This window comes from Paenibacillus endoradicis, from assembly GCF_024721975.1.
This window is the reverse complement of record NZ_JANQBB010000002.1, coordinates 890683-915954: the sequence shown is the minus strand read 5'-3', so window position 1 is coordinate 915954 and position 25272 is coordinate 890683. Positions and strand designations below refer to the sequence as shown.

Annotated in this window: 29 protein-coding genes and 1 riboswitch; of the genes, 24 read left to right on the top strand and 5 right to left on the bottom strand. The window is 37.4% G+C overall.

Features of this window, described 5'->3' with window-relative positions; genetic code table 11:
* Positions 1-462 precede the first annotated feature (462 nt).
* The 5 genes from NV377_RS10050 to NV377_RS10030 all read left to right on the top strand — a co-directional run bounded on the left by NV377_RS10050 (position 463) and on the right by NV377_RS10030 (position 4642).
* Positions 463-1215 carry a GNAT family N-acetyltransferase gene (locus NV377_RS10050; RefSeq protein ID WP_258201063.1) on the top strand — a complete coding sequence of 251 codons (753 nt, stop codon included), beginning with the start codon at positions 463-465 and terminating at the stop codon, positions 1213-1215.
* A gap of 124 nt (positions 1216-1339) precedes the next feature.
* Positions 1340-1957, top strand: coding sequence for an acetate uptake transporter (locus NV377_RS10045; protein WP_258201062.1), 618 nt, complete (start codon positions 1340-1342; stop codon positions 1955-1957).
* A gap of 269 nt (positions 1958-2226) precedes the next feature.
* Positions 2227-2961 (top strand): glucose 1-dehydrogenase, encoded by a 735-nt coding sequence (locus tag NV377_RS10040; RefSeq protein WP_258201166.1) that lies wholly within the window; start codon positions 2227-2229, stop codon positions 2959-2961.
* Positions 2962-3383: 422 nt separating this feature from the next.
* Complete coding sequence (gene rsgA / locus NV377_RS10035) at positions 3384-4451, top strand: ribosome small subunit-dependent GTPase A (RefSeq protein ID WP_258201061.1); 1068 nt, start codon at positions 3384-3386, stop codon at positions 4449-4451.
* 29 nt (positions 4452-4480) lie between these two features.
* Positions 4481-4642, top strand: a complete 162-nt coding sequence (locus tag NV377_RS10030) for a hypothetical protein (RefSeq protein ID WP_258201060.1) — start codon at positions 4481-4483, stop codon at positions 4640-4642.
* Between the two features lie 86 nt (positions 4643-4728).
* On the opposite strand, the gene NV377_RS10025 is transcribed toward NV377_RS10030, so the two are convergent.
* The 3 genes from NV377_RS10025 to NV377_RS10015 are packed head-to-tail and all read right to left on the bottom strand — an operon-like array spanning position 4729 to position 8203.
* Positions 4729-5763, bottom strand: a complete 1035-nt coding sequence (locus tag NV377_RS10025; protein ID WP_258201059.1) for a sensor histidine kinase — start codon at positions 5761-5763, stop codon at positions 4729-4731.
* Positions 5760-6434 carry a response regulator transcription factor gene (locus NV377_RS10020; protein ID WP_258201058.1) on the bottom strand — a complete coding sequence of 225 codons (675 nt, stop codon included), beginning with the start codon at positions 6432-6434 and terminating at the stop codon, positions 5760-5762. Before NV377_RS10020 ends, NV377_RS10025 begins: the two co-directional genes overlap by 4 nt.
* 23 nt (positions 6435-6457) lie before the next feature.
* Entirely contained in the window at positions 6458-8203 is a 1746-nt protein-coding gene (locus NV377_RS10015) for an ABC transporter ATP-binding protein (protein WP_258201057.1), read from the bottom strand.
* A gap of 244 nt (positions 8204-8447) precedes the next feature.
* Positions 8448-8546, top strand: a riboswitch (guanidine-I (ykkC/yxkD leader).
* Positions 8547-8614: 68 nt separating this feature from the next.
* Here NV377_RS10015 and NV377_RS10010 point away from each other — a divergent pair.
* From NV377_RS10010 to NV377_RS09980, 7 genes are all read left to right on the top strand, one after another.
* Positions 8615-8956, top strand: a complete 342-nt coding sequence (locus tag NV377_RS10010) for a DMT family transporter (protein ID WP_258201056.1) — start codon at positions 8615-8617, stop codon at positions 8954-8956.
* A complete protein-coding gene (locus NV377_RS10005) occupies positions 8956-9270 on the top strand; it encodes a DMT family transporter (RefSeq protein ID WP_258201055.1) in 315 nt (104 codons plus the stop codon). The genes NV377_RS10010 and NV377_RS10005 overlap by 1 nt, the downstream gene beginning before the upstream one ends.
* Positions 9271-9356: 86 nt before the next feature.
* Positions 9357-10484, top strand: a complete 1128-nt coding sequence (locus NV377_RS10000) for a DNA alkylation repair protein (RefSeq protein WP_258201054.1) — start codon at positions 9357-9359, stop codon at positions 10482-10484.
* A gap of 93 nt (positions 10485-10577) precedes the next feature.
* On the top strand, positions 10578-10754 hold the full coding sequence (locus tag NV377_RS09995; protein ID WP_258201053.1) for a hypothetical protein: 177 nt from the start codon (positions 10578-10580) through the stop codon (positions 10752-10754).
* Between the two features lie 28 nt (positions 10755-10782).
* Positions 10783-10938: a small acid-soluble spore protein P gene (locus tag NV377_RS09990; protein WP_258201052.1), complete on the top strand. Its 156-nt coding sequence runs from the start codon at positions 10783-10785 to the stop codon at positions 10936-10938.
* 131 nt (positions 10939-11069) lie between these two features.
* On the top strand, positions 11070-11639 hold the full coding sequence (locus NV377_RS09985; RefSeq protein ID WP_258201051.1) for a TetR/AcrR family transcriptional regulator: 570 nt from the start codon (positions 11070-11072) through the stop codon (positions 11637-11639).
* A 64-nt stretch (positions 11640-11703) separates the two neighbouring features.
* On the top strand, positions 11704-12636 hold the full coding sequence (locus NV377_RS09980) for an SDR family NAD(P)-dependent oxidoreductase (RefSeq protein WP_258201050.1): 933 nt from the start codon (positions 11704-11706) through the stop codon (positions 12634-12636).
* A gap of 10 nt (positions 12637-12646) precedes the next feature.
* On the opposite strand, the gene NV377_RS09975 is transcribed toward NV377_RS09980, so the two are convergent.
* On the bottom strand, positions 12647-13075 hold the full coding sequence (locus NV377_RS09975) for a hypothetical protein (RefSeq protein WP_258201049.1): 429 nt from the start codon (positions 13073-13075) through the stop codon (positions 12647-12649).
* Between the two features lie 82 nt (positions 13076-13157).
* On the opposite strand from NV377_RS09975, the gene NV377_RS09970 reads away from it, so the two are divergent.
* The 9 genes from NV377_RS09970 (at position 13158) to NV377_RS09930 (ending at position 21324) form a co-directional block, all read left to right on the top strand.
* Positions 13158-13592, top strand: a complete 435-nt coding sequence (locus NV377_RS09970; RefSeq protein WP_258201048.1) for a GNAT family N-acetyltransferase — start codon at positions 13158-13160, stop codon at positions 13590-13592.
* Between the two features lie 58 nt (positions 13593-13650).
* Positions 13651-14355 (top strand): AAA family ATPase, encoded by a 705-nt coding sequence (locus tag NV377_RS09965; protein WP_258201047.1) that lies wholly within the window; start codon positions 13651-13653, stop codon positions 14353-14355.
* Positions 14356-14466: 111 nt separating this feature from the next.
* Complete coding sequence (locus NV377_RS09960) at positions 14467-15318, top strand: SDR family NAD(P)-dependent oxidoreductase (RefSeq protein ID WP_258201046.1); 852 nt, start codon at positions 14467-14469, stop codon at positions 15316-15318.
* On the top strand, positions 15315-16847 hold the full coding sequence (locus NV377_RS09955; RefSeq protein ID WP_258201045.1) for an AMP-binding protein: 1533 nt from the start codon (positions 15315-15317) through the stop codon (positions 16845-16847). The genes NV377_RS09960 and NV377_RS09955 overlap by 4 nt, the downstream gene beginning before the upstream one ends.
* Positions 16848-17109: 262 nt before the next feature.
* Positions 17110-18039: a CPBP family intramembrane glutamic endopeptidase gene (locus NV377_RS09950; protein WP_258201044.1), complete on the top strand. Its 930-nt coding sequence runs from the start codon at positions 17110-17112 to the stop codon at positions 18037-18039.
* A gap of 198 nt (positions 18040-18237) precedes the next feature.
* A complete protein-coding gene (locus NV377_RS09945) occupies positions 18238-19344 on the top strand; it encodes a helix-turn-helix domain-containing protein (RefSeq protein WP_258201043.1) in 1107 nt (368 codons plus the stop codon).
* A gap of 111 nt (positions 19345-19455) precedes the next feature.
* On the top strand, positions 19456-19656 hold the full coding sequence (locus NV377_RS09940; protein WP_258201042.1) for a PLDc N-terminal domain-containing protein: 201 nt from the start codon (positions 19456-19458) through the stop codon (positions 19654-19656).
* Positions 19653-20555, top strand: coding sequence for an ABC transporter ATP-binding protein (locus NV377_RS09935; RefSeq protein WP_258201041.1), 903 nt, complete (start codon positions 19653-19655; stop codon positions 20553-20555). Before NV377_RS09940 ends, NV377_RS09935 begins: the two co-directional genes overlap by 4 nt.
* Positions 20542-21324 carry an ABC transporter permease gene (locus NV377_RS09930; protein ID WP_258201040.1) on the top strand — a complete coding sequence of 261 codons (783 nt, stop codon included), beginning with the start codon at positions 20542-20544 and terminating at the stop codon, positions 21322-21324. Before NV377_RS09935 ends, NV377_RS09930 begins: the two co-directional genes overlap by 14 nt.
* A 155-nt stretch (positions 21325-21479) precedes the next feature.
* Here the strand turns inward: NV377_RS09930 and NV377_RS09925 are convergent, their stop codons facing one another.
* Positions 21480-22037 (bottom strand): GbsR/MarR family transcriptional regulator, encoded by a 558-nt coding sequence (locus tag NV377_RS09925; protein ID WP_258201039.1) that lies wholly within the window; start codon positions 22035-22037, stop codon positions 21480-21482.
* Between the two features lie 261 nt (positions 22038-22298).
* On the opposite strand from NV377_RS09925, the gene NV377_RS09920 reads away from it, so the two are divergent.
* From NV377_RS09920 to NV377_RS09910, 3 genes are read left to right on the top strand one after another with little or no spacing between them, the layout of a single operon-like run.
* Positions 22299-23498: a quaternary amine ABC transporter ATP-binding protein gene (locus NV377_RS09920; RefSeq protein ID WP_258201038.1), complete on the top strand. Its 1200-nt coding sequence runs from the start codon at positions 22299-22301 to the stop codon at positions 23496-23498.
* A complete protein-coding gene (locus NV377_RS09915) occupies positions 23495-24328 on the top strand; it encodes an ABC transporter permease (RefSeq protein WP_258201037.1) in 834 nt (277 codons plus the stop codon). The genes NV377_RS09920 and NV377_RS09915 overlap by 4 nt, the downstream gene beginning before the upstream one ends.
* A gap of 29 nt (positions 24329-24357) precedes the next feature.
* Complete coding sequence (locus NV377_RS09910) at positions 24358-25236, top strand: glycine betaine ABC transporter substrate-binding protein (protein WP_258201036.1); 879 nt, start codon at positions 24358-24360, stop codon at positions 25234-25236.
* The last annotated feature ends 36 nt before the right edge of the window (positions 25237-25272 follow it).

Here is a 25272-nt window from a genome sequence, read left to right as displayed (position 1 = left end):
TCATTATTAAGAGGTAGCCCAAAACATCCACTCGTGATCACGATGATTATGCTAACGTAGATTGTTCGACATTGAATATGCCTCCCCATCGAAAGCCTGCGTGTGCTCACGTACACAAAACGTACGCTGTGCTACTCGTTTCCGCTGTGGGTCATCTTCTTGATGCTGACAAGCGAATGTTTTGAACCTTCATTATTAAGAGGTAGTTCAAAAAGCAGCAAACAGACAAGCTATCATCTTAGCAATGAGATGATAGCTTGTCTGTTTTTGCAATATATTATGATATGATTCCATAGAGTTACCAAATCCGTCAATTTCCGGGGAAATAATATGATTTAGTATTTGTACTGGCAGGAGCCTTTTTGTTTGTGCATAATGATAGGAGAGAAATAGTCTGCCAAAAAGTAGAGTAGAAGGATTTCCTCCGTATGAAAATAATATCTAAAGGAATGAGAGAAAGTCATGAACAACATAACATTTGAACATATTCATATATTGGGACACATTATTAATGATAATGAAATGTACCGACAATACCATTACCCTGAAATGCTGAATCGTTATGATAGTAATTTTATTCAATGGAAGAAGATGCCTACGCTAACACAATTTAAAGAAATTGAACTAGCAATACATACTTTCCATAAAGCGAATAATCAGCAACATATGAAATTTATTTTCCCAGCTAATATAAAAATTTTAGATGAGATTACTACGTATTTATCCGCAGAAAGCTATCAAATTGGATATTTAGAATTGTACGCTATTCAGCCAAGTACATTCACAGTTGCAAAAATTGTAACCATCGATGTTCAGCAAGTTACAGACTCTAATCTAGAAGATTTTTTGAAGTTGCAATATGATGAGGATTTGAAATATGGTGAGAGCTTCGCAAAGGATAAACAGCAACTACTACTTCGACAATTCAATGACAGAAGTAAGCAGCAAGTCATAGCATATTTTGAAGGTATCCCCGCTGGATCAGCTGAAATTATTGTACAAGCTGAAACGGTCGAGATTGATAATATATTTGTTGTCAAAGCGTTACAGCGTAAAGGAATTGGTGGTCAAATTCAGCGATTTGTGATGGATAATTATGAACATAAAACTGTTCTTTTACTTGCAGATGGTGAGGATACAGCGAGAGAAATGTATCAAAAGCAAAACTATGTATATCAGGGTTACCGGTTCGAAGTGTTGAAAGTTGAAAACTAATGGTTTTATTTTTTGTTTTAGATTACAAGGAAACAATGATTATGATATGATATCGAGGGCTGTTCAGTACGAGCTGTAAAGGATTCTGCTCCACACATCATGTTTACTAAAACCGGAGGCAACTATGACAACACATTCGAATCAATCGGTAAAAATTATTACAGCAGATCCAAGCGGAATTGGTCTATTTGGTTTGGCTATTGTAACGCTTGTCGCATCTTCAAACAAACTTGGTCTTACATCAGGACTTAGCTTCGTTATTCCATGGGCTATTTTTCTAGGTGCATTCGCTCAGCTCTTTGCAGCTATTCAAGATGCGAAACATAATAATACATTTGGGATGACGGCTTTTGCAGCGTATGGCTTCTTTTGGTTGGGGGTGGCTAGTAGTTGGTTAATAAAACTAGGTGCTTTCGGTCCAATATTAATGGCTGACGCAGACAGTAAACAGCTAGGATTTGCGTTTCTTGGTTATTTGATTTTTACTTTATTTATGACTATCGGTGCTATGGAAACACATAAAGTACTCTTTATTATTTTTGTTTTAATTGATTTTCTTTTCATAGGATTGACACTAGATGCATTTGGAGTAGCACCGCATATATTTCATACTGTTGCAGCTTACGCTGAACTGGGAATTGCTATCGTGTCTCTATATGGATGTGGTGCATCTGTTCTAAATATTCATTTTGGTCGTACTTTCCTTCCTCTTGGTTCACCATTTGGAATTTTTAAGAAATAAGAAGTTGGCTAAGTTTACTTAGCAATGTAACAGGAATCTCTTATGCCTCCACTGGTAGTGGACATAAGAGATTCTTTTTTATAACATTAGGTATTCCTCCAGAGAGTAAAGAAGGACATGCTATTGCAGAAGAATTAACAAAGATAGAGATGCTCCAATTAGATAGCAGATAAGCGATGATCTCCTTTGGATGCAATTTTTAATCCGGGATACAATAATGTATAATCAAGTAATTATCACATTTCAGCTTTAATAAGGAGTAGTGGATGATGGGTAGACTAACAGGTAAAGTTGCGATTATTACAGGTGGCGCACGCGGTATGGGTGAATCACATGTAAGAAAATTTATTGCTGAAGGTGCAAAAGTAGTAATTACAGATCTAAACGAAGAAAGTGGAAGCGCGCTTGCTAATGAATTAGGAGAAAATGCTAAATTCGTGAAACAAGATGTAACTAGTGCTGCTGATTGGGAGAAAGTCATTACTGAGACTGAAAATGCTTTTGGTCCTGTAAACATTCTAGTCAACAATGCTGGAATAAGCATGAATATTTCTATTGCTGAGATTACAGAAGCACAATATCGTAAAATTGTAGATATTAATCAAGTTTCTGTATTTCTAGGAATGAAAGCTGTTCTTCCTTCCATGCAAAAAACGGAAAACGGCTCAATTGTAAACATATCTTCAATGAATGGCTTAGTTGCGGGAGCAATTGGTTATACAGATACTAAGTTTGCGGTTCGTGGTATGACGAAAGCAGCTGCAATGGAATTTGCTAACTATGGCATTCGTGTAAACTCTGTTCATCCAGGTGTTATTGAAACTCCAATGGTTACACAAGGTGATGCTGCAGAAGTGATTAAGGAATTTGCAAAACATATTCCTTTGAAACGTGTTGCCAAATCAGAAGAGGTTTCAAGTCTTGTATTATTCCTAGCTTCAGATGAATCTAGCTATTCAACTGGTTCTGAATTTGTTATTGATGGTGGCTTGACTGCAAGATAGTATTTGAATATCGAGCAGCAAGTAATCATGAGATTATATACTTAGATCACATATTCAGCCGAGTAATTTCAGGTTATCATCTGAAGATTGCTCGGCTTTTCTTATAATAACAAACGGTATGCCATTTAAATATTCAGCGATAAAAAACTTGTATAAAAAGAGGGATTTTTTGTTATATATAGAAGTGTATTGTAGTTAAATGTTTTGGGTTCTCATATATAGAATATCGCTAGCAATCCAATCATTTGACTGTAATACTAACTTTGACAAAAGGTCATACTTTTTGGTCTAACTTTTCATTCATGAGAAGTAATATCGAACGGTAAATAATAAATTAGAGGAGGAGATTGTTATGAAAATGCAGAGTGTGGTTACTTTAAATAAATGTGAGGAAATAGGTATAATTCGAGGAGGATTACGTAATGCAGTTAGAAGATTTGGGGTGGAATCCCTACTTTGAAAAATATCGAGTGGAAAAGAACTATTCGAGAAATATGATTGGGCGTATAGTTGCTGAATATAAGCATCTGTATAAGGTCTATACAGAGGATGGGGAATATGTAGCAGAAGTAACTGGCAAGTTACGTCATCAGGCGACTAATCGTTCAATGTTTCCTGCAGTTGGAGATTGGGTTGCTGTGCAACATTTACTAGGTGAGTCCAAGAAAATTATTCAGGAAGTTTTTCCAAGGCAAAGTAAGTTTTCACGAAAAGTAGCAGGTGCAGTTACTGAAGAGCAAATTGTTGCTGCTAATGTAGATACGATGTTTCTCGTAAACGCGCTCAACCATGATTTTAATGTAAGAAGGATTGAACGTGCCCTTATTCTTGCTTGGGAAGGAGGGGCTCAGCCAGTTGTCCTGTTAAGCAAGGGTGACCTTTGCGATGATATTGCCTCTAAAATTAGTGAGGTAGAGTCTGTAGCTTTAGGTGTTCCTATTCATGTGATTACAGCGATCGAAGAGGATGGTTGTGAGGCAATTCGTCAATATATTCAGCCTGGTAAAACGATAGCGTTAGTTGGTTCATCTGGAGTCGGAAAGTCTACTTTGATCAATCGCATATTAGGTGAAGACTTGCAACGAGTCAATGAAGTACGAGAAGGCGATGACCGAGGCAAGCACACGACAACCCATCGACAACTGCTACTTATTCCTGAAGGTGGGCTTATTATCGATACACCAGGAATGAGAGAGCTACAGTTATGGGATGCCGATGAGGGTATTACGAGTACGTTTGAAGATATCGATGACCTAATAGTGCAATGTCGATTTAGCGATTGTAGCCATAATAATGAGCCTGGTTGTGCTATAAGAGCGGCGCTAGCTAATGGTGAATTAGAACAGAGTCGCTATAATAACTACTTGAAAATGAATCGAGAACTAGCGTATATCAATAGCAAAGCATCTGCTAACTTAAGGAATGAACAGAAGACAAAAGGTAAGCAGATTAGTATGTATTTGAAAACTAAGAACAAGGAAATTTACTGAACGGAATTTGAAATCGTAAGGAGAAAAATATGAACCGTAAAAAGTATATTCTTACTTCCTTTATTGGATTATTATTTTTATTGATCTCCTATCTATTCGGCGTAATACCAATCGCCATTATGACGTTTCCATTGATATGGTTTTTTATTTACCGTATGTTAGATAAAGTTAAACGATCTGATAAGCAGTAAAGAAAGTTATTCTTTCAAAGAAGTAATTAATTCTATTAAGAAAATGTTAAGAAGCAGCGTATGAATGATGTTCATACGCTGCTTTTTTATGAAATAGGCAATGTAATTGTAGAAGTCGTACCTTTTCCAAGCTGACTTTCAACGGTAATCGTTCCACCATGCATTTCAACGATTTTTTTCACAATAGAAAGACCTAAGCCGTTACCACCTTTAGAGCGTTCTCTTGCCTGATCGGCCTTATAGAAGCGTTCGAAAATGTGAAGTTGATCTTGTTCGGAAATACCAATACCAGTATCAGTAATGAGGATCACAGCATACTCATCAACGTGGCGTAAACTAATTGTAATTTTTCCATGTGATGGCGTAAATTTGATACTGTTATGAATAATGTTAGTCCATACTTGGCTCATTAGATCTTCATCAGCAATGATTGATAATTTATCCAAAGAGATGTTTAACTCCAAGTTTTTCTGAGTCCAATTTGGTTCACATGCCAATATAATTGATCTAATTTGATGATTGAGGGAATAGCTCTTCTTGTCAAAGGGATGCTGGTCAGATTCAAGTGATGTCAGTTTCATTAGATTATCACTGAGCTTTGATAGTCGACGACTTTCCGTTTCAATAATGTTGAGATAATGATTACTTTCTTCGCCTGAAAGGTTATTATGCTGCAATGCCTGGGCAAACCCTACAATGGAAGTCAGTGGTGACTGAATTTCATGAGAGATATTCGAAATGAACTCCTGACGTAAATCCTCCATTTGCTGTAATTGCTTCGTCATATGATTGAAATGGTCAACGAGTTGTGTTAATTCACTTCGTTGGTTGACCGAAAAATCTAAAGATACATTGAAATCACCACTCGCTACTTTACGTAAGGCGACATTAATTTCTTGATAGATGTAACGATGCTTATTACGTGTAAATAGATGGATAATACCACTGAGAATGAACATTACGAATACTCCTGCGATTGTCGTTGCTACAAAACGTACATAGTCTGACATTTCGATCTGAATTAGCTGAATCATTAGGTAAGATACCGAAAAGCTAGTAATAATAAGGGCAAAGAAGAAAATCTGAATGAGAATATGTTTAATTACATGTAATATTTTCATCCGATCAACTCCAAGCGGTAACCTAATCCCCATATCGTTGTAATCCGAAAGTGGAATTCATCCTCAGGAAACCTGTTTCGCACTCGCTTAATATGAACGTCAACGGTTCGTTCATCGCCTTCATAATCATAGCCCCATATATCTTCAATCAAGTCTTCTCGGGAAAATGTTTTACTAGGATAACTGCCGAGCTTGAACAATAATTCGAACTCTTTTAAAGGGATGGTATACTCCTGACCTCTGAATGAGATCTCATACGTTTTACGATTCATTTGCAACTCACCAATATGAAGCGTTTGTGAAATGTTAAGATTGTAACGTTTCAATAACGCTTTGACGCGCATCACTAATTCGATAGGTTCAAAAGGTTTGACGAGATAGTCATCTGCACCAAGATTGAAACCTTTCACTTTTTGTGAAGTCTCACCTTTGGCTGTCACCATCAAAATAGGAATATCACTAAAATCGCGAATCTCCTGACATAGCTGCCAACCATCCATATGAGGCATCATAATATCGATGATGGCTAGATCTACTTTATGTTTTTCGAGTACAATCATCGCTTCTACACCATCTGCAGCTTCATAAAGGTCAAACCCTTCTTTTTTCAGAAAGAACTTTAATAGTTCACGGATATGAGCATCATCATCTACAATTAAAAGTTTTGGCATCCTTCTTCATTCCTTTTGGTGAATTAGGCTATTTCAAGTTTGTGTAATTGTTGATTAGCAAATTCTCGGTACAATTCATGTGATTGATATAGCTCTTCATGTGTACCACTACCTGTAATTATACCCTTCTCAAGGAAAATAATTTGATCAGAATCAACAACAGTAGATAGTCGATGAGCGATGACAATCGTTGTCCGACCTTTCATTAAATCATTAAGTGCTTGTTGTACGACTTGTTCTGACTGACTATCTAGACTTGAAGTTGCTTCATCAAGCATTAAGATTTTTGGGTTTCTTAAAAATGCACGAGCAATGGCAATACGTTGTCGTTGACCACCAGAAAGTTTCATACCTCTTTCGCCAACCTCAGTATGATAACCTTTCGGAAGATCAGCAATAAATTGATCGGCATATGCCATTTTTGCAACTTTATTAATTTCCTCATCGGTTACTTCTCGTTCGATACCATACGTAATATTATCTCTAATCGTTCCTGCAACGATAGGGCTTTCTTGTGAAACATAACCGATTTGAGTTCTCCATGATAAGAGGGAGAAATCTTGAATTGACGTTCCACCAATCGAAATTACACCTTCATCAGGACTGTAGAAACGTTCGAAAAGGGAAAACAGTGTCGTTTTACCGCTACCGCTTGGTCCAACTATTGCAGTAACTTTACCAGCTTCTACGTTGAAAGAAATATCTTTCAATATTTGACCATCACTATTGTAGCTGTAATTAACATGATCTACTTTGATCGATTGATTCATATTTGTAACTTGCTGCGTTGCATCTGGTTCTGGATCTGATTCTAAAATAGTAATGATACGCTCTGTCGCACCTGTAGCTTTCTGGAATTGGGTAAAGAATGAAGCCATTTGTCCCATAGGCATAATAATTTGGAACAGGTACATGATAAAGGCAACTAGAGCACCAGCTGTTAAAGCACCTGATGAAACACGCATCCCACCATAACCTAATAATAGTACAAGTAGTGTCATCATAACTAAACTAATAACTGGTCCGATTAAAGATTGGACTTTTGCTTCTTTTAGACCAAATTGAAATAGATTCATAATGCCGCGTTTACCATTGTTGTATTCAATTTTTTCGGCGTTTGAAGATTTCACAAGACGAATTTCAGACAATACTTGCGTAAGCACCGAAGTAAATTTTGCTGTCTCGTCCTGTGCTCCTTTAGAAATCTTATACATCATTCTACCTAGTGGCACTAAGATTAAGGCTGCTATAGGAAGGGCGATGAACATCATTAAAGTCATCTGCCAATCGAGTATGAATAACACAATAATTGCACCTACGATTGAAATAATTCCCGATACAAAGTTTGCTAAATGTTGAGAAATCAATTCCTTTACGACAGATGTATCATTTGTCATTCGGCTAACCGTCTCACCTGAAGCATGCTCATCGAAATAGCTAATAGGTAATATCAATAACTTTTTCCATAGTCGATCACGAATGCCTGCAACGACTGATTGACCGATTCGATTCAATAAATAGATGGAGAAGCCACTTGCTAATGCTTGTAAGAGAATCGCTGCAGCTAAGAGTGTAATACTGCTAGCATTTAATGAACTAATGGAAAAGTCATTAATAAGGTCTTTCGTAAATAGTGGTACTAATAATCCAACACCTGCAGTAGATAAGCTTAATACTAATGCAATGGCTATTAATAATTTAGATGGCTTCGTTTGTCCGACTAACCGTAAAAACTGTTGCCACCCTTTTTGTTTTTTCTGTTGTGTCATGTAAATACTCCCTCTCTTTTTCGATTACAACATGAAGTATATAAATAAGTTGTGAACTGAATATGAACTGCACTATTCATTAGTTCGAGTATAATACCTAACCTTACGTCAAGCTCAAGTGTAAATGCAAAGTTTTTTATTGTTAGGAATTCCATACGATAGTTCTAATGCCAATGTGTACATCTTATCATCCCTCTCTTGATATAGTGGTTGAAATGTGTATAATATATCGTAATTGCATATTTAAAATGTTTTCTAGGGTTCCGTAGCAGTATATGTTGGTCTGGTCCGAGAGAAAACTCACAGCTATGCTGTGTCACGGAAGGATAAAAGCCTGGGAGAAACTGTTTATACAGTTGTCTCTCGGGCTTTTTTTGTTTTGTGGGCAATATAAAATTGGAGGTGTTGGTAATGAATTCGAATTGGATTAAAGTTTTTGTTGCTGCTTTTTTTGAGGTGTTTTGGGTGATCGGTCTGAAACATGCGCATGATGTTTGGACTTGGACAGGAACGATTATTTCTATTGTTGTTAGTTTCTATGTACTTATAATGGCGGGACGAAAGCTACCCGTAGGAACGGTATATGCTGTTTTTGTTGGCTTAGGTACAGCAGGAACTGCAATTTCTGAAGTTATTATTTTTGGAGAACCATTTAAATTGAGTAAAATGCTCTTCATATTATTGTTATTAGTTGGTGTTATTGGCTTGAAAACAGTCACTAAAGATAATGTGCAGAAGGGGGCTGAAAACTAATGGCATGGGTAACTTTAATTTTAGCAGGGTTATGTGAAATGTTTGGTGTTGCTATGATCAATAAGTTAAATAAGGATAAAAATTGGCAATCATTCGTTCTTTTAATTGTCGGGTTTGGCTCAAGTTTTCTGTTTCTTGCTTATGCAATGGAATATCTACCTATGGGGACAGCGTATGCCATTTGGACAGGTATCGGAGCTTCTGGAGGAGCGATTCTCGGTATGGTGTTATATGGTGAATCTAAAGATTATAGAAGAATTATTTTTATCGCAATGATTTTAAGTGCCGCGGTTGGGTTAAAGCTTGTCTCGTAATCGTCAATGATATACACTTTTTTATGTTATTAGTTTTACACTTATAGTGAAAGTTCAAACATATAAACGTAATGGAGGTGTTGGCTTTGGCAGAACCACTTAAAAATATGTATAACGAACCCTTTTTACGACAGTTTGGTGGAATTATTCAAGCAGCGTATTCCCGATTTTCAATTGATGATTTTGTAGAAAATGTGTTGGTTGAAGAATGGGAAGGGCTCGCACTTAAACAAAGAATCCGAAAAATTTCTCTATCACTTGGAACATGCTTACCAGGAAAATATGCTGAAGCCATTAATATTTTATTGGTTGTTAATGAATCATGTAGTGGCTTTCCCTATCTTATCCTGCCAGATTTCGTTGAAGTATATGGACAAGAAGTTGAGGACTGGGAGCTATCAGTGCTGGCATTAGAGAAGTTTACTTCTCACTCTTCAGCGGAATTTGCGGTTAGACCATTTATCATTCGTGATCCAGAAAAAATGATGAAGCAGATGCTGCAATGGTCCAACAGTTTGGATGAGCATGTTAGACGACTGGCAAGTGAGGGATGTAGACCAAGACTTCCATGGGGACAAGCGCTTGTCATGTTCAAAAAAGATCCCACGCCCGTTCTTGAAATACTTGAACAGTTAAAGAGTGATCCTTCTCTCTATGTACGTAAGAGTGTCGCTAATAATTTGAATGATATCGCTAAAGACCATCCACAGTTAGTTATTGGGATTGCTCGTCGTTGGTTTGGACAGAATCGAGATACTGACTGGATTGTGAGACATGCTTGCAGAACTTTAATTCGTAAAGCTGATCCTGAAGTGCTTGCTTTATTCGGTTATGCCGAATCGTCTGATGATTGTGCGATTATTGAAAATGCTGAGCTTGCGATAGACCAAGCTACGTTATCAATTGGGGGAGAATGTGTACTAGAATATAAGCTGCTTGTAAGAGAAGGTGATCCTGTTCGCATCAGAATTGAGTATGGGATTGATTTTGTGAAATCAAGTGGTAAAGTATCGCGCAAAAAGTTTTTATTATCAGACAAAACGGTAGTAGGAGGCACACAACTTCAGGCGAATAGAACTCATCGCTGGTCTGACCTAACCACACGTCGACATTATCCGGGTAAACACCGCATTGTTTTATTGGTAAATGGATTAGAGGTTGCGGCAACTGAAATTCTACTTGAAATGCATACGATTCCTCTGACAACGGCATAATACCTAAGGTGATAGACATTATTCAATCATTAGTTAAACATTAAATTCGACACATTCATGAATGTGTACAAAGTTTAAGGGGTTGACCAAACTATGACCAAAGCCAAGCCAGGAATAGATAAGAACTTGCAAAATGTTGTAAAAGAACTAGAAAAACCAGATTTAGATGCACATGGTAACCAACAATTGAATCAACAGCATATGGACAATTTAAATGGTGACTCTTTGCACTATAACAAAAAGGCATACGAAACGGAGCAAAACGAATAGACAGCATTAGCTATATGAAAGGAGGATCATGATGAATAAAGAAAAACTTGAGCCAGATACGAGTAATCCTCATTATGCTGATACTCATGCCAAACCTTCAAAGCCTGGTAATGAGCCACTTTCAGGATCTAAGAAAGTGAAAAATCAGAATCACTCTAACTCAAATCACGCAGAAGGTTCATAATAAAGAAAATCCGCATGCTAAGCATGCGGATTTTCTTTATTATGAACGGTGAATGAAAGCTACCTATTGTAATTGGAAAGAAATGCAGTATAATATAATTAACCAGTGGTCAATAAAGGGGCATATACATAGTGGCAGCACGAAAAAAAGTAGTAGAAGAACTAACGAAGGATATCATAATAGCAGAAGCTAATCGACAATTTTTAACGAAAGATTATCGTCAAGTGTCAATGCGAGCAATTGCGAAAGAGCTTGATTGCAGTCATGGAGCAATATATTATCATTTTTCTAACAAGGCAGAATTATTTTACGCTGTAATTGAACAGTATTTTGCTGAAGTAAATTCGTTATTGAAAAGTGCCCTCCATTCAGAAGGTGACTCACAATCTAGAACGATGGCGGTGTTTACTGGATTTATTGAATTCGGCTTGAATCATCAGAGCCAGTATCAATTTATGTTTATGATGCGTAACAATGAAGTAGATCCACTTGCTCAGAAAGCTGCCAATGAAAGCTATGAGCAATTTGCTCAGACATTGCAGAAAATCCATCAGCAAAAGCTTTCAATTGCTAACATATATTCTATATTTATTTCTCTGCATGGATTTGTTTCATTCTTTCATGGCGCAGTTGAAAATTATAATGAAGCCAAGGAAACAGCAATCATGCATGCTAAATTTTTATTAGACGCTCTAGAGTAGGTTCTAGAGTTTTTATTTTCACAATTATTGACCAGTGGTTAATTAAATGGGGTGAGGTGTTTTTATGAAAAAGGTATTAGTAGCAGGAGCAACAGGTGGTATCGGTTATGCATTAGTACAACAATTAACAAAGCAAAATATTGAGGTCGTAGCTTTTGCACGTGGTGCTGATAAATTAAGAACAATGTTTGGTCATAACAAGTCTGTTACATGTGTTTCTGGGGATGTATTGAATGTACAGAATTTACTTGATGCATGTGAAGATATTGATACGATCATTCATGCTGTGAGCTTCCCATATCAAAAGTGGAATGAAACGCATATCCCATGTTTAGTGAATATGTTAGAAGCTGCAAAAAGAAGCCAGAGCAAGTTTATTTTAGTTGATAATATCTATGCATATGGCAAACAACCTCAAGCAGTAGATGAGGTTGTTATGAAATTCCCACATACGAAGAAAGGTAAACTACGATTGAAAATGGAGTCGTTGGTCAAAGAAAGTGGCATTCCGTATTTGATTGCACATGTGCCGGACGTATTTGGACCAAATGCAAAAAATACGATTTTACATGGAACTCTGCAAGCTGCGGTTCAGAACAAAGCTGCTTATTTTGTAGGAAGAATGGATGTAACACGCGAGTTTGCATATACAAACGATGTTGCAGAAATTATATACGCACTCGCGCTTAATCCTGCTTCATTCAATCAACATTGGAATATTCCAGGATGTTTGAAAATATCAGGACAAGAGCTATCATTATTATTACAACAATTATTAGGATATCGTCCTAAGATTCGAGTTGCGACATCTAAGCATGTTGCTTTTCTAGCACTATTCTCTTCGTTTATGCGCGAACAAAAAGAAATGATGTATCTAACTGAAACACCTGTCATACTGAATGCAACAAAACTAGAAAAAGCATTGGGAACTATTCCTTTTACGGATCGTACACAGAGTTTAAGGGAGACGATAGAATGGATAAAGAAGAGCACATAATTATGTTACACTATAGAGGAAGTTCAAATAGCGGACTTTGATAACGATGATTTGCTTCGTAGTGTATTCGACATCGAATATGTCCCCCATCGAAAGCCTGCGTGTGCTCACGTACACAAAACGTACGCTGTGCTACTCGTTTCCGCTGTGGGTCATCTTCTTGGATCTGAAAGCCCGCTTTTTGAACCTTCATTGGAAGAGGAAGTTCAAATAGCGGACTTTGATAACGATGATTTGCTTCGTAGTGTATTCGACATCGAATATGTCCCCCATCGAAAGCCTGCGTGTGCTCACGTACACAAAACGTACGCTGTGCTACTCGTTTCCGCTGTGGGTCATCTTCTTGGATCTGAAAGCCCGATTTTTGAACCTTCATTGGAAGAGGAAGTTCAAAAATCGGACTTTGATAACGATGATTTCTTCGTATTGTATTCGACATCGAATATGAAGCTAACCACTAAAAATATTACTTTGAGAGCTAACAACAGCGTAGCTTCAAACATGAAATAGAGGGATTGAAGATGAACTGGATTAAGGTTGAAACAGAACAACAATTGAATGAAGCGATTGCTATTAGATTTAAAGTATTTGTTGATGAACAAGGTGTAGATGCCCAGATCGAGCAAGATCACTATGATGAACTCTCTGCACAATGTACGCATGTTCTTGTGATGCATGATGGAATGCCAGTGGGTACTGGAAGGATTAGTGGCAAAGACGGTATAGGTAAAATCCAACGTGTGTGTGCGCTTCAACAAGTAAGAGGCTTAGGTGCAGGTTCATGTATTATGGAAGCTTTAGAAACGATTGCACGCGAAAAGCAATTCAGTAGCGTGAAATTAGGTGCACAAGTACATGCACAATCTTTTTATGAGAAGTTAGGTTACTCCGTTATATCAGACGTATTTTATGAAGAAAATATCCCTCATGTAACGATGCAAAAAGAACTTAAGTAGTCGATTTCATAGGATTAAACTATTAATGTAACTTTAGAAGTAACAAAGAGGTGATCATATGTTTTTGCGTAGCCTTGAGATTATTAATAAAACCCATATTGACAACTATCCATTTACTATTCCTGCTATTAAAAATATGGTGTCACTTGAATTTGAAAAAAACGTGACCTTCTTAGTTGGAGAAAATGGGTCAGGGAAGTCAACGATACTGGAAGCCATGGCCTATCAGTGTGGTTTCAATACAGCTGGTGGAAGCAAAAATAATTATTATGATGTAGACGCTTCGCAATCTGTTTTAGGTGATCATATTAGGCTATCATGGATGCCCAAAGTTACAAATGGATTTTTTATGAGAGCAGAAACGTTTTATCATTTTGCCTCACATCTTGATAAGATACCAGAAAGCTTACGACATTATGGTGGTCGCTCATTACATGAACAATCACATGGAGAAGCATTTCTGTCTCTATTCAGCCATCGGTTTGGCAAACAGGCAATTTATATACTTGATGAACCCGAGGCGGCTCTTTCACCAGCAAGGCAATTAGCATTACTACGAATTATTAAAGAGATGGAGAATGAAGGGCAGTTCATTATTGCTACTCACTCTCCGATATTACTTGGCTATCCCAATGCACAAATATTGAATTTTGATGTACAGCCGGTACAGAACATTCGATATGAGGATACGTTGCATTACATTATAACTAGACGTTTTCTTGAAAATAGAGAGAAAGTATTAGGCGAAGTATTTGATGACTAAACACAAACTATTATAATAGTTTGTGTTTTGCTATGATAAGGATATTAAATGCTGTCGACGACGCTATTGAGTAAGTTAATGAGCGCCGACATTAGTTGGAGAGGAGTCTTCATGCATAGCTATAGTTTTCTTGAACATCTCATGTTTCCACGAACAAGTCTTAATCAGCAGAAGCTTAAGCAAGAATTAAAAGGCAAAACGGTGCTTATCACTGGGGCGAGTTCTGGAATTGGCGAGCAACTTGCATATATGTTAGCTGATATAAAGGTTCACCTCATACTGGTAGCTAGACGCGAAGAAAAGCTCCTATCTATGAAAAGAAAAATCGAGATGAAAGAGGCAACGGTCAGAGTAGTTTCAGCAGATCTAAGAAATAAGGAAGATACGGAGAGAGTACTAGCATTTCTGAATCTATTACCAGTTGGACTTGATATCTTTATTAGTAATGCTGGACATTCGATTAGGCGACCGATTCTTCAATCATTGGATAGATATCACGACTTTACTCGTACGATGGCGATAAATTATTTTGCACCGGTTGAATTAATTTTATCTCTTCAGCCACTTTTAGAAAGTAATCAAGGACATATTATTAATATTTCTACGGTAAATACATTATTGTACCCATTTCCCCATTGGGCGGCATATCAATCATCGAAAGCTGCTTTTGATGTCTGGTTACGGTCTGCTGCTCCTGAACTCAACAACAGTGGTATTTCCACCACTTCGATTTATCTTCCCTTAGTTAGAACACCTATGATTGTACCAACCGTTTCTTATGAGAAATCAGCAGCAATGTCTCCACAACATGCGGCGGAAATCATTTGCAAATGCATATATATGAAGAAAAAAACATACAAACCGTGGTGGCTAATCTTTGGACAGCTAGCCTCTATCTTATTCAGTCGATGGTGGGAATACTCCATTCCGATTATGATTAAGAAAAAAGGAGATAAGAAATGAGAATATATAAACTATTCTATATATTTTATAAAATTAAGCTCTTTTCTCCTGTTGCAATCTTTCGATTATTTTTCAGTATTAATAAATATGGAGTTAATCTAATGGCACTGCTCGCTTTCTCTGCTAAAACTTATGGTGAGAAAATAGCTATTGCCGATGAGCAGCAGACATTAACGTATCATCAACTATTCACACAATCAGGCAGCCTTTCGCTAGCTATGAGAGAGCATTTCCAACTTGAAAGAGGCAAGAGAGTCGGGATTTTGTGTAGGAATCATACTTCATTAGTTAAAACGATTTATGCAGTTTCATATTCGGGTGCCGATCTCTTTCTACTTAATACAGAATTAAGTAAGGATCAACTATATAATCTACTTGAGCAAAAAGATTTTGACCTTCTCATCTATGATCAAGAACTTAGCTTATTAGTTGAACAATCTACATATAAGAAAGCCAAACTATTAAGTTATGATGATACTTTTCCAGCGATTAATAACTTATTGTCTACTCAGGAATTTGAGTACCAGAAAAATATACGGACGAATTCAGGGAAGCTTGTGTTGTTAACTGGTGGTACGACGGGAAATGCCAAAGAAGCGATGCATAAGCCATCCCTTTTTAATTATTTAGATCCTTTCGCAGCGTTACTTTCAAGGTTGGAACTTATTAAGTACGATAATATCTATATTGCTACACCTATTTTTCATGGTTACGGAATAGCTATTTTGCTACTATTTGGAGCTATCGGTAAGAAAGTTATTATCCAACGTAAATTCCATGCAGAGAAAGCGTGTGAGTTGATTAACGAACACCACGTACAAGTGATAACGGTTGTTCCACTAATGTTATATAAAATGTTAATGACGAATGCGAAGGCACTTACGTCACTTACCTGTATAGCCTCTGGCAGTGCAGAGCTTAATCCAAAACTAGTCAAAGCAACGATTAGTCAATTAGGAAATGTATTATACAATTTGTATGGTACCTCGGAAGCAGGTTTAACAGTTATCGCCAAGCCAGAGGATCTAATTTATTCCCCTCATACAATAGGTAGAAAAATAGAAGGGGTTAACTTGGAAGTTTTAGATGAGCATAAAAGGAAAGTAACAGTGGGCAAAGTAGGTCAATTATGCATTCGCAGTAAATTTCTAAGCAGAAGCAATTCATCTTGGATCGAGACGGGAGATCTAGGTTATCGCGATGAGAGAGGATATTACTACTTATGTGGGAGAATAGACAGTATGATCGTTTCAGCAGGAGAGAACGTCTACCCAGTTGAAGTAGAGCAGGTATTACTTACGCATTCTGAAGTCGAGGCTGTCGCAGTGGTCGGTGTAAGTGACGAGCAATTTGGACAACGGTTAAAGGCATATGTTCAATTGGTTCCAGGTGCAGTAATGACACCAGAGGAGTTACAAAGTTGGCTGCGTGCTAGATTAGCGCGATTTCAGATGCCGAAAGAAATTGTCTTTATAGATGAAATGCCTTATACAGCTATAGGCAAACTAGACAAAAAGCAATTGAATTGATAGTTAAGATACAGTACGTAACAATGAAGAAATAGAGCCTATTCACGGTCATATCATAACGCCGTGGTAGGCTTTTATTGTTTTGCCGTAACATGAAAATTAAGATATGACGATTCATAAAAATCAAGTAGCATAAATTCTAATCTGTTATATATTGAATATATGTTATATAATAACTATAACAGAATCAGAATGAGGTGTTGCAGTGTTCTCATTTTTTTATCGTAAATATAAGCTATGAATATGGTTAATATTGTTTATCATGTTTGAATCGGGGGCGGTTTCCAAGTCGTATTATGCAGACGCATGGCAAGTGTGGTTAAATGCGCTTCTCGGCATGATATGTCTAATTATTTTTTTGAATATTGCGCTACGTGGCAAGCTGAAAATTGTAGAAATAGCAGATCCACTGCATGAGGAAATCATTCCTTCCAAACGTCAGGGGCGGCTAGTTGTACTATTTACTTTACTTGGCGCCGTGGCTGCTACAGCATTATTGCCATATATGATGTCTGTTATTAAGGATGGTTGGATCGAACTACCACTACCTTTAGCAGGAAAAGCTGCAATTACTGTTATACAAGCTGCACTTATGACTTTAGTGGCGAGTACCTTTGGACTAATGCTAGCTTCTAAAGTGGGATTAGATGCACCATTGCTGCGTTATTGGCTCTATGGCGGTAACAAAGTTAACGTATCCTTTGGATGGCTTGGTATTGGAGCACTTGGTAGTTTATTAGGTACTATGGTGATCGTCTTGATGGAGAAGGAGCTTTTCCAGCCACGTCTTCCCCAGGTATTCTCTGAACCATCTGTGGCTTTATGGAAAGGAGCTTTAACCTTTCTCTATGGAGGTGTAGTAGAAGAAATACTGCTCCGTTTGTTTGTGATGTCGCTAATTGTATGGGTATTCACTCGGGTTGGGGGCAAGCGTTCGCCTATACCTTCGATATATTATGTGTTGGCAATCGTATTGGCGGCTATTCTGTTTGGATTGGCACATCTTCCTGCAACAATGAGCCTGTTCGGAGAACTTACTCCCTTGCTTGTTATTAGGGCGATTCTCAGTAACGGCTTGCTGGGGGTATGGTTCGGTTATCTATATTGGAAGAAGGGTTTGGAATACGCAATAGTAGCACATATGTTTGCGGATATTTTCCTACATGTAGTATTGGCTGCTTGGCTCACTTGAATATATGGAAAATGAGATCCTCACCCGCCATTAGATATTAAAGAATTACAATTACGTAATCTTACAATAGAGCTTCCTAAGTATCTAGTCCTCCAAAATGAAGTAAACCATTGGTTGATTTATTCTACCTAGGTACACGAATACTCGTTAGTATTACTTCAATTTATGGTTTAATATGTAAATATAAGGAGGGCGACAATGCAAAACTTTCAATTCTCCATCATCTTCGTACAAAGAAGAAAAGAAATGGGTGTTACGCAACAACAGGTAGCACAATATGTCGGAGTATCTAAGGCTGCAGTTTCAAAATGGGAGCAAGGATTAAGTTATCCGGACATTACTCTGCTACCGAAGTTAGCGACGTATTTCAACATTTCCATTGATGCCTTATTAGGCTACGAGCCCCAAATGACAAAGGAACATATCCAGAAGGTATATGCACAATTGGCTAAGAAATTTAGCGAACAACCTTTTGAGCAAGTTCAGTTAGAAATAGAAGAGTTACTTTCAGAATACTACGCATGTTTTCCATTAATATTACAAATGGCTCAACTATATTTGAATTATTACCAGTCATCAGAAAATCCTCAGACGATATTAGATAGAGTACTACTGTTATGTGATCGTGTTAAAGCATTAAGTAACGACTATAAACTTGCTCATGAATCAGAAATGATAAAAGCTTATGTAATGCTACTTACCGGAAAACCTGAGGAAGTTCTTCTTACTTTAGGAGATGAGGTTGGTATTTATTATGGCAAGGAGCAGCTTATTGCTACAGCGTTAGGTATGACTGGTCAAGTAGCAAAAGCAAAAGAAATTATGCAAGTAAGTATGTATCAATATATGCTTGGTACAATTTCGAGCGCAACGGAAGGCTTATTGATGGAAACAGATAACCGTAAGCACTTTGATGAAACAGTTCATCGTATTGAAGCAATGCTCGAGCTATTTCAAGTAAATAAATTAAATATTAATGCTGGCTTAGTTTTTTATTTGAAGGCGGCAATGGGTTACGTTATGCAGCAAAGAAAAGAAAAGGCAATAGAGATGATCAGAAAGTACTATCGAATGTGTTGTGAAATTGTCTTCCCAATTACACTCCGTGGGGATGAGTATTATTACATGCTTGACGACTGGATTGCGCGAGATATCAATCTTGGTTCACAAGCACCGCGTGATGAGATGTCTATCAAGAAAGATTTGCTTGGCAGTATAAGTAATTCACCGCTATTCGATAGTTTGAAAGAAGATGAAGAATTTACAGCAATAATCGTAAATCTGAAACATCATCTGAAACTTTAGTATGAGATCAGCATATCAGGAAAACTATGAAAAGTTGTCGATGCTTTCGCAGCTACTTTTCATTACAAGTAGTATATCAAGAAGATATGAAAAGTTTGAGGAGGAGTTATTATGCAAGAAATTATCGATATTCCTTGGGCTCTAATTGCCCCGGTGCTTGGAATTCAACTTATATTAATGATCATTGCACTTATTGATTTGTTGAAAATTCATGCTACGAACGGTCCGAAATGGTTATGGTTAGTTCTTATTCTTGTTAGTGGTTTGCTAGGATCAATTGTTTACTTTATCGTGGGGAGAAAACAAGCATGAGTTTACTTCAAGTTGAAAATCTCACCAAAAACTATGGAAGCAACACTGTAGTGAATAATGTTAGCTTCACGATAGAGCCGTTCACTTCAACGGCACTTATTGGTCCAAATGGAGCGGGAAAAACAACAACAATGTCGATGATTACAGGACTATTGCATCAGAGCAGTGGAAAAGTAATTATTGAAGGATGTAAAGATATCCGTGAAGCTATCGGATTTCTACCACAATATCCACAGTTTTATCCTTGGCTAACAGCACTAGAATATGTGGAAATGGTGGCAAATCTAAGTGGTGTAGCTGCCAAAGAAATTAGATCTCGCAGTATGAAGACGCTTGAATATGTTGGGCTTGGTAAAGTCGTTCATAAAAAGACATCAACATTTTCAGGAGGGATGAAGCAGAGATTAGGGATTGCACAAGCAATTGTACACGAACCGAAGCTCCTCTTGTTGGATGAACCTGTATCGGCATTAGATCCGATTGGTAGACAGGAAGTTATGGATTTATTGAAGGAGATTCAGCAAGAAACTACGATTCTATACTCTACACATATATTGCATGATGCTGAGAAAATGACGGATCAAGTGCTATTTTTGAAGGAAGGTAAACTGGTTGAGCAGGGCTCCTTAACGGACATTCAACAAAAATATGCAGAGTCTAAATATTTGATACAGTTTGCAAGTGAGCAGTCAGCTACATCGTTCTGCAAGAGTGCGAATAGAGACATAGAGCAGCAAGGTGTGTATGTATATGTCGATGTCAGTGAACAATTCCCTTCTATAACAGCTGTCATGCAACAATTACTTACTACTCAAGCTGATATTGTAAAGGTCGAGCGTGTTATAGCTAGCTTAGATCAAATCTTTATGAAGGTGGCTGGTGTAAGTGAGGCAATTTAATACGTTGTTGAAAAAAGAATTTTTAGATTGCTTACGTAGCTTCAAGTTAATATGGATTCCTATAGTATTTCTGTCACTAGGTGTAAGCGACCCATTAACGAATTATTATATGAGTGATATATTAGCTGCTGTTGGAAATATGCCTGAAGGTTTTGAGATGATGTTCCCAAAGCTTAAACCAGCAGACTTATTAGCTGCTTCAACCGGACAGTTTCAGCTTATTGGATTAATTGTGCTTGTTGCTGTCTTTGTAGGTTCGATTAGTAGAGAACGACAAAATGGTACCGCTACATTACTATACGTGCGTCCTATTTCGGCAACTTCAATTTATATGAGTAAATGGGTTATGGCTTCCATTGTAGGCATGTTAAGCGCATTACTAGGTTATGCAGGCAGCATGTACTATACTTCTATTTTATATGGTACGGTTGATCTAACTGACTTTATTGCTATGCTGTTAACTTACTTTGTCTGGATTATATTTGTTATGGCATTAACAGTAGCGTTAAGTGCAGCATTTCAAACGAGTATTGCATTAGCAGTAGCGATTTTTACTTTGCCAATCGGTCTCGTTATCGATTCAATGATCGGTGGTTTTTGGCATTGGACGCCTTGGAAACTAGCTTCTTATGGCGTTAGTTTTGTTGCTGGAACGGTAGATATGAGCAATTACTGGAAAACGTTAATGATTACAATCGTTTTGACAGTTATCTTTGTAGTAGTAGGTATTCTCGCAACGAAACAAAATAGACAGTTAACTAAAGTGTAAGTAGGATCTTAAGAAATGATTTTACAACTTCATCTAAAATGCATTAGACAAAACAAAGAAACTGACGTTGGTATCTCAACGTCAGTTTCTTTGTTTGGTAAGGAAATCAATTATTTGCGTTGCAAATGAAGCATAGATCACAATACGATTACCTTTTATTCAGATTTAGGAATGAAATTAAAAATCTCTCCTGTTTCAAATGATTCAATTAAGCGTAGTAGCCAATTGTAATAGTTTAATGCATCAACTATTTTTTCTTCATCGAGCGCAATAAGCGCACATAAATCCTCATCATCTGCTTCTTGCTGCTTTATATTTTTTATTTCAATTAAAGTTTTTTTAAGTACTGAAGAATTCATTTCAACCGCTTTACGCCATTTGATGGAAAAGAAGTCAGTGAAATTCTGATGCCAATCAGGTACCACCTCATAAAGGTCTTTCCGCGAACCTTTTCCCCATACTTTATTAATCATCTTTAAATCAGTAAGTGTACGCATCCCAGTACTAATTGATGTCTTGCTCATGCCCATAGCCTGGCTCATTTCATCCAATGTTACAGGAGAACGGTTGAAATACATATTCCCATATAAATGACCAATAGAAAGTGTAATACCATACAAATCCATATTTTTCCCTATAGATTCTATGACACGCTGTCTGATCTTATTGATATGGACTTGTTGTTCGTCTGACAGCTGTTCTAAATCTTTCATAATAAATTGCCCTCCTGCGGACCAAAATAACATATAAGAAACGAATATCTTCTTATCAATTAGTTTTAGCATTATGTCAATGAGAAGTAAAGAACCATTTTATAACCAAATTGTAAGGAATACAGAGCATACGGCAATAAAAGTTTGTAAAGTTAAAACTGTTCGTACGCTATTAGCTTATACAAGCTTTGACCAAGTATACGCACAACCAATACAATTATGAAAGAAAAGGCGATCGATAAGATCATCAAGGGGGATACAATGTCAATAATTAAGGTGAACAAATTAACTAAAATTTTCGGTACTGATACGAAACGGGCCGTTAAATTATTGAATGAGGGTTGGAGTAAAGACCGGATTTTTCGAGAAACGAAGTTAACTGTCGGGGTTAACCAAGCGAGCTTTGAGATAGAGCAAGGACAGATATTTGTCATTATGGGTTTGTCTGGTAGCGGAAAATCTACGTTAGTTCGACTTCTGAATAGACTAATTGAGCCAACATCAGGCGAGGTTCTTTATAATGGAAAAGATATTTTGAAGATGAATGCAGAGCAATTGCGTCAATTCAGACGTAAAAGTATGGGAATGGTATTTCAGAAATTCGCACTTTTTCCACATCGCACCATTATTCAAAATGTAGAGTATGGCTTAGAAATTCAAGGGATTGCGAAAGCTGAGCGCCATGAAATGGCGATGAAAACATTAGAACTTGTAGGATTGAAGAGTTGGGCAAACAGTTATCCGCACTCCTTATCTGGAGGTATGCAGCAACGTGTAGGGTTAGCTCGCGGCCTGGCTAACGATCCTGAAATATTACTTATGGATGAAGCTTTTAGTGCGCTTGACCCGCTTATTCGTAAAGATATGCAAGATGAATTGTTAGAGCTTCAATTGAAAATGAAAAAAACGATCATATTTATTACACATGATCTTGATGAAGCTTTGCGAATTGGGGATCAGATTGCACTAATGAAAGATGGGCAAATCGTACAAATTGGATCACCCGATGAAATTCTTATGAATCCAGCTAACGAATATGTAGAGCGATTTGTTGAAGATGTTGATTTATCCAAAGTGCTTACAGCAGCACATATTATGCGTAAGCCAGAGACATTGAGTATCGACCGTGGACCTCGTGTAGCACTTCAAACAATGAGAGATCGGGGAGTTTCTAACCTTTACATTGTTGATAAAGGGATGAAGTTAATCGGTGTTATTTCTGCAGAGGATTCCATTCAAGCATTAAGAGAAGGTCACTCACTTGAGTCTATTGTTCAACATGACATTCCTAAGGTTAGTCCAGATACGTTATTGAACGATTTGTTTGAACTTATGGGTGGAACGAGGTTACCTGTAGCTGTCGTAACAGATGATGGCAGGCTGAAAGGGATATTAATAAAGGGAGCTGTTCTAGCTGCACTTGCAGGTAGTATGATTCCAGAGGCTGGTGAACAACAATGAACATTCCAAAAATCCCAGTAGGCGATTGGATAGAAACATTAGAATCTTGGTTACAACTGCATTTCGGTTTTTTCTTTGACTTTGTCAAAACCGTCATTGGTGGAGTTGTTAGTTTTCTTGAAGTAATCTTACGGGAACCACCCGCGATTATTATTATTGTCATAATTACTGCACTGGTGTGGTGGCTTGCTAAATGGAGGCTCGGCGTTTTTTCGCTAATCGGATTACTATTTATAGTCAATCTAGGTTATTGGGATCCTGCGATGCAAACTTTAGCACTTGTACTTACCGCGGCATTGATTTCAATCTTGCTTGGTGTACCGATTGGTATCTTAAGTGCAAATTATAAGACAGTACGAAAAATAATTACGCCATTACTTGATTTCATGCAGACGATGCCAGCATTTGTTTATCTACTGCCTGCGATTACATTCTTCTCAGTAGGCGTTGTTCCAGGTGTTATTTCATCTATTATTTTCGCGATTCCACCGACTATTCGCTTAACCATACTGGGTATTAAACAAGTGCCAGAAGAACTCGTTGAAGCGGCAGATGCATTCGGTTCTACCTCCGTTCAAAAATTGTTCAAGCTGCAATTGCCTATGGCACTTCCCACTATTATGGCAGGGATTAATCAGACAATCATGTTGTCACTTTCAATGGTCGTTATTGCATCGATGATTGGAGCGCAAGGTATTGGAACAGTCGTATTTGCTGCAGTTACGCAAACGAAGACAGGGGTAGGATTTGAAGGTGGACTCGTTATCGTTATTCTAGCTATTTTGTTAGATCGCGTGACGCAAAATCTAATTAAGAAAAAAACTAATTAATTAAAATCTGAATACAGAAGGAGAACATAATGAAAAAGAATTTAAAATGGATAGTTACAGCAACAATGATTTTAGCTTTACTTGTAGGTTGTAGTAATAATGGGGCTCAAACTGGAGATAATAAGAAAATTAAATTGGCTTATGTTGCTTGGGATTCTGAAATCGCAAGTACGTACGTTATGAAGGAAGTATTGGAACAGAAACTTGGCTATAAAGTAGAAATGCTTCAGTTAGACGCAGGACCGATGTTTGCAGCAGTTTCTGAAGGTAGTGCGGATGCGACGCTTTCAGCATGGCAGCCAATTACACATGCCGATTACATGGAGCGTTATGGAGACAAACTTGTTGATCTTGGATCGAATTTAGAAGGGGCAACGCTTGGATTAGCAGTTCCTACTTATATGGAGAATGTAACTAGCATTGAAGATCTAACGAACAATGAAATAGGCGAATTAGTCGATCATCAAATTATTGGGATTGAACCTGGTGCTGGTCTTATGATGGCTTCTGAAAAGGCACTTGATGAATATGGTTTGCGCAAAGATTGGACGCTGCTTGCAAGCTCTTCAGCTGCAATGGCTAAAGAGTTACAAAATGCCTATGCTGCAGAAAAACCAATTGTCGTAACCAGCTGGACACCTCACTGGATGTTTGCAAAAATGGATTTAAAATTCCTTGAAGATCCAAAAGGAGTATTCGGTGCTCAAGAAGATATTCATACACTTACTCGTCAAAACTTAGAAACTGATAAGCCAGAAGCTTATCAACTGCTTAACAATTTCCACTGGACACCAGAAGAAATGGCAGAGGTTATGGTAGCAGTTATTGATGGTGCAACGCCAGAAGAAGCAGCAAAACAATGGGTAGAAGCCAATGAAGCACGTGTTAATGAATGGCTTGCTAAGTAATTAGCTATATCTAATCACATATAGTTTTAAAATAAT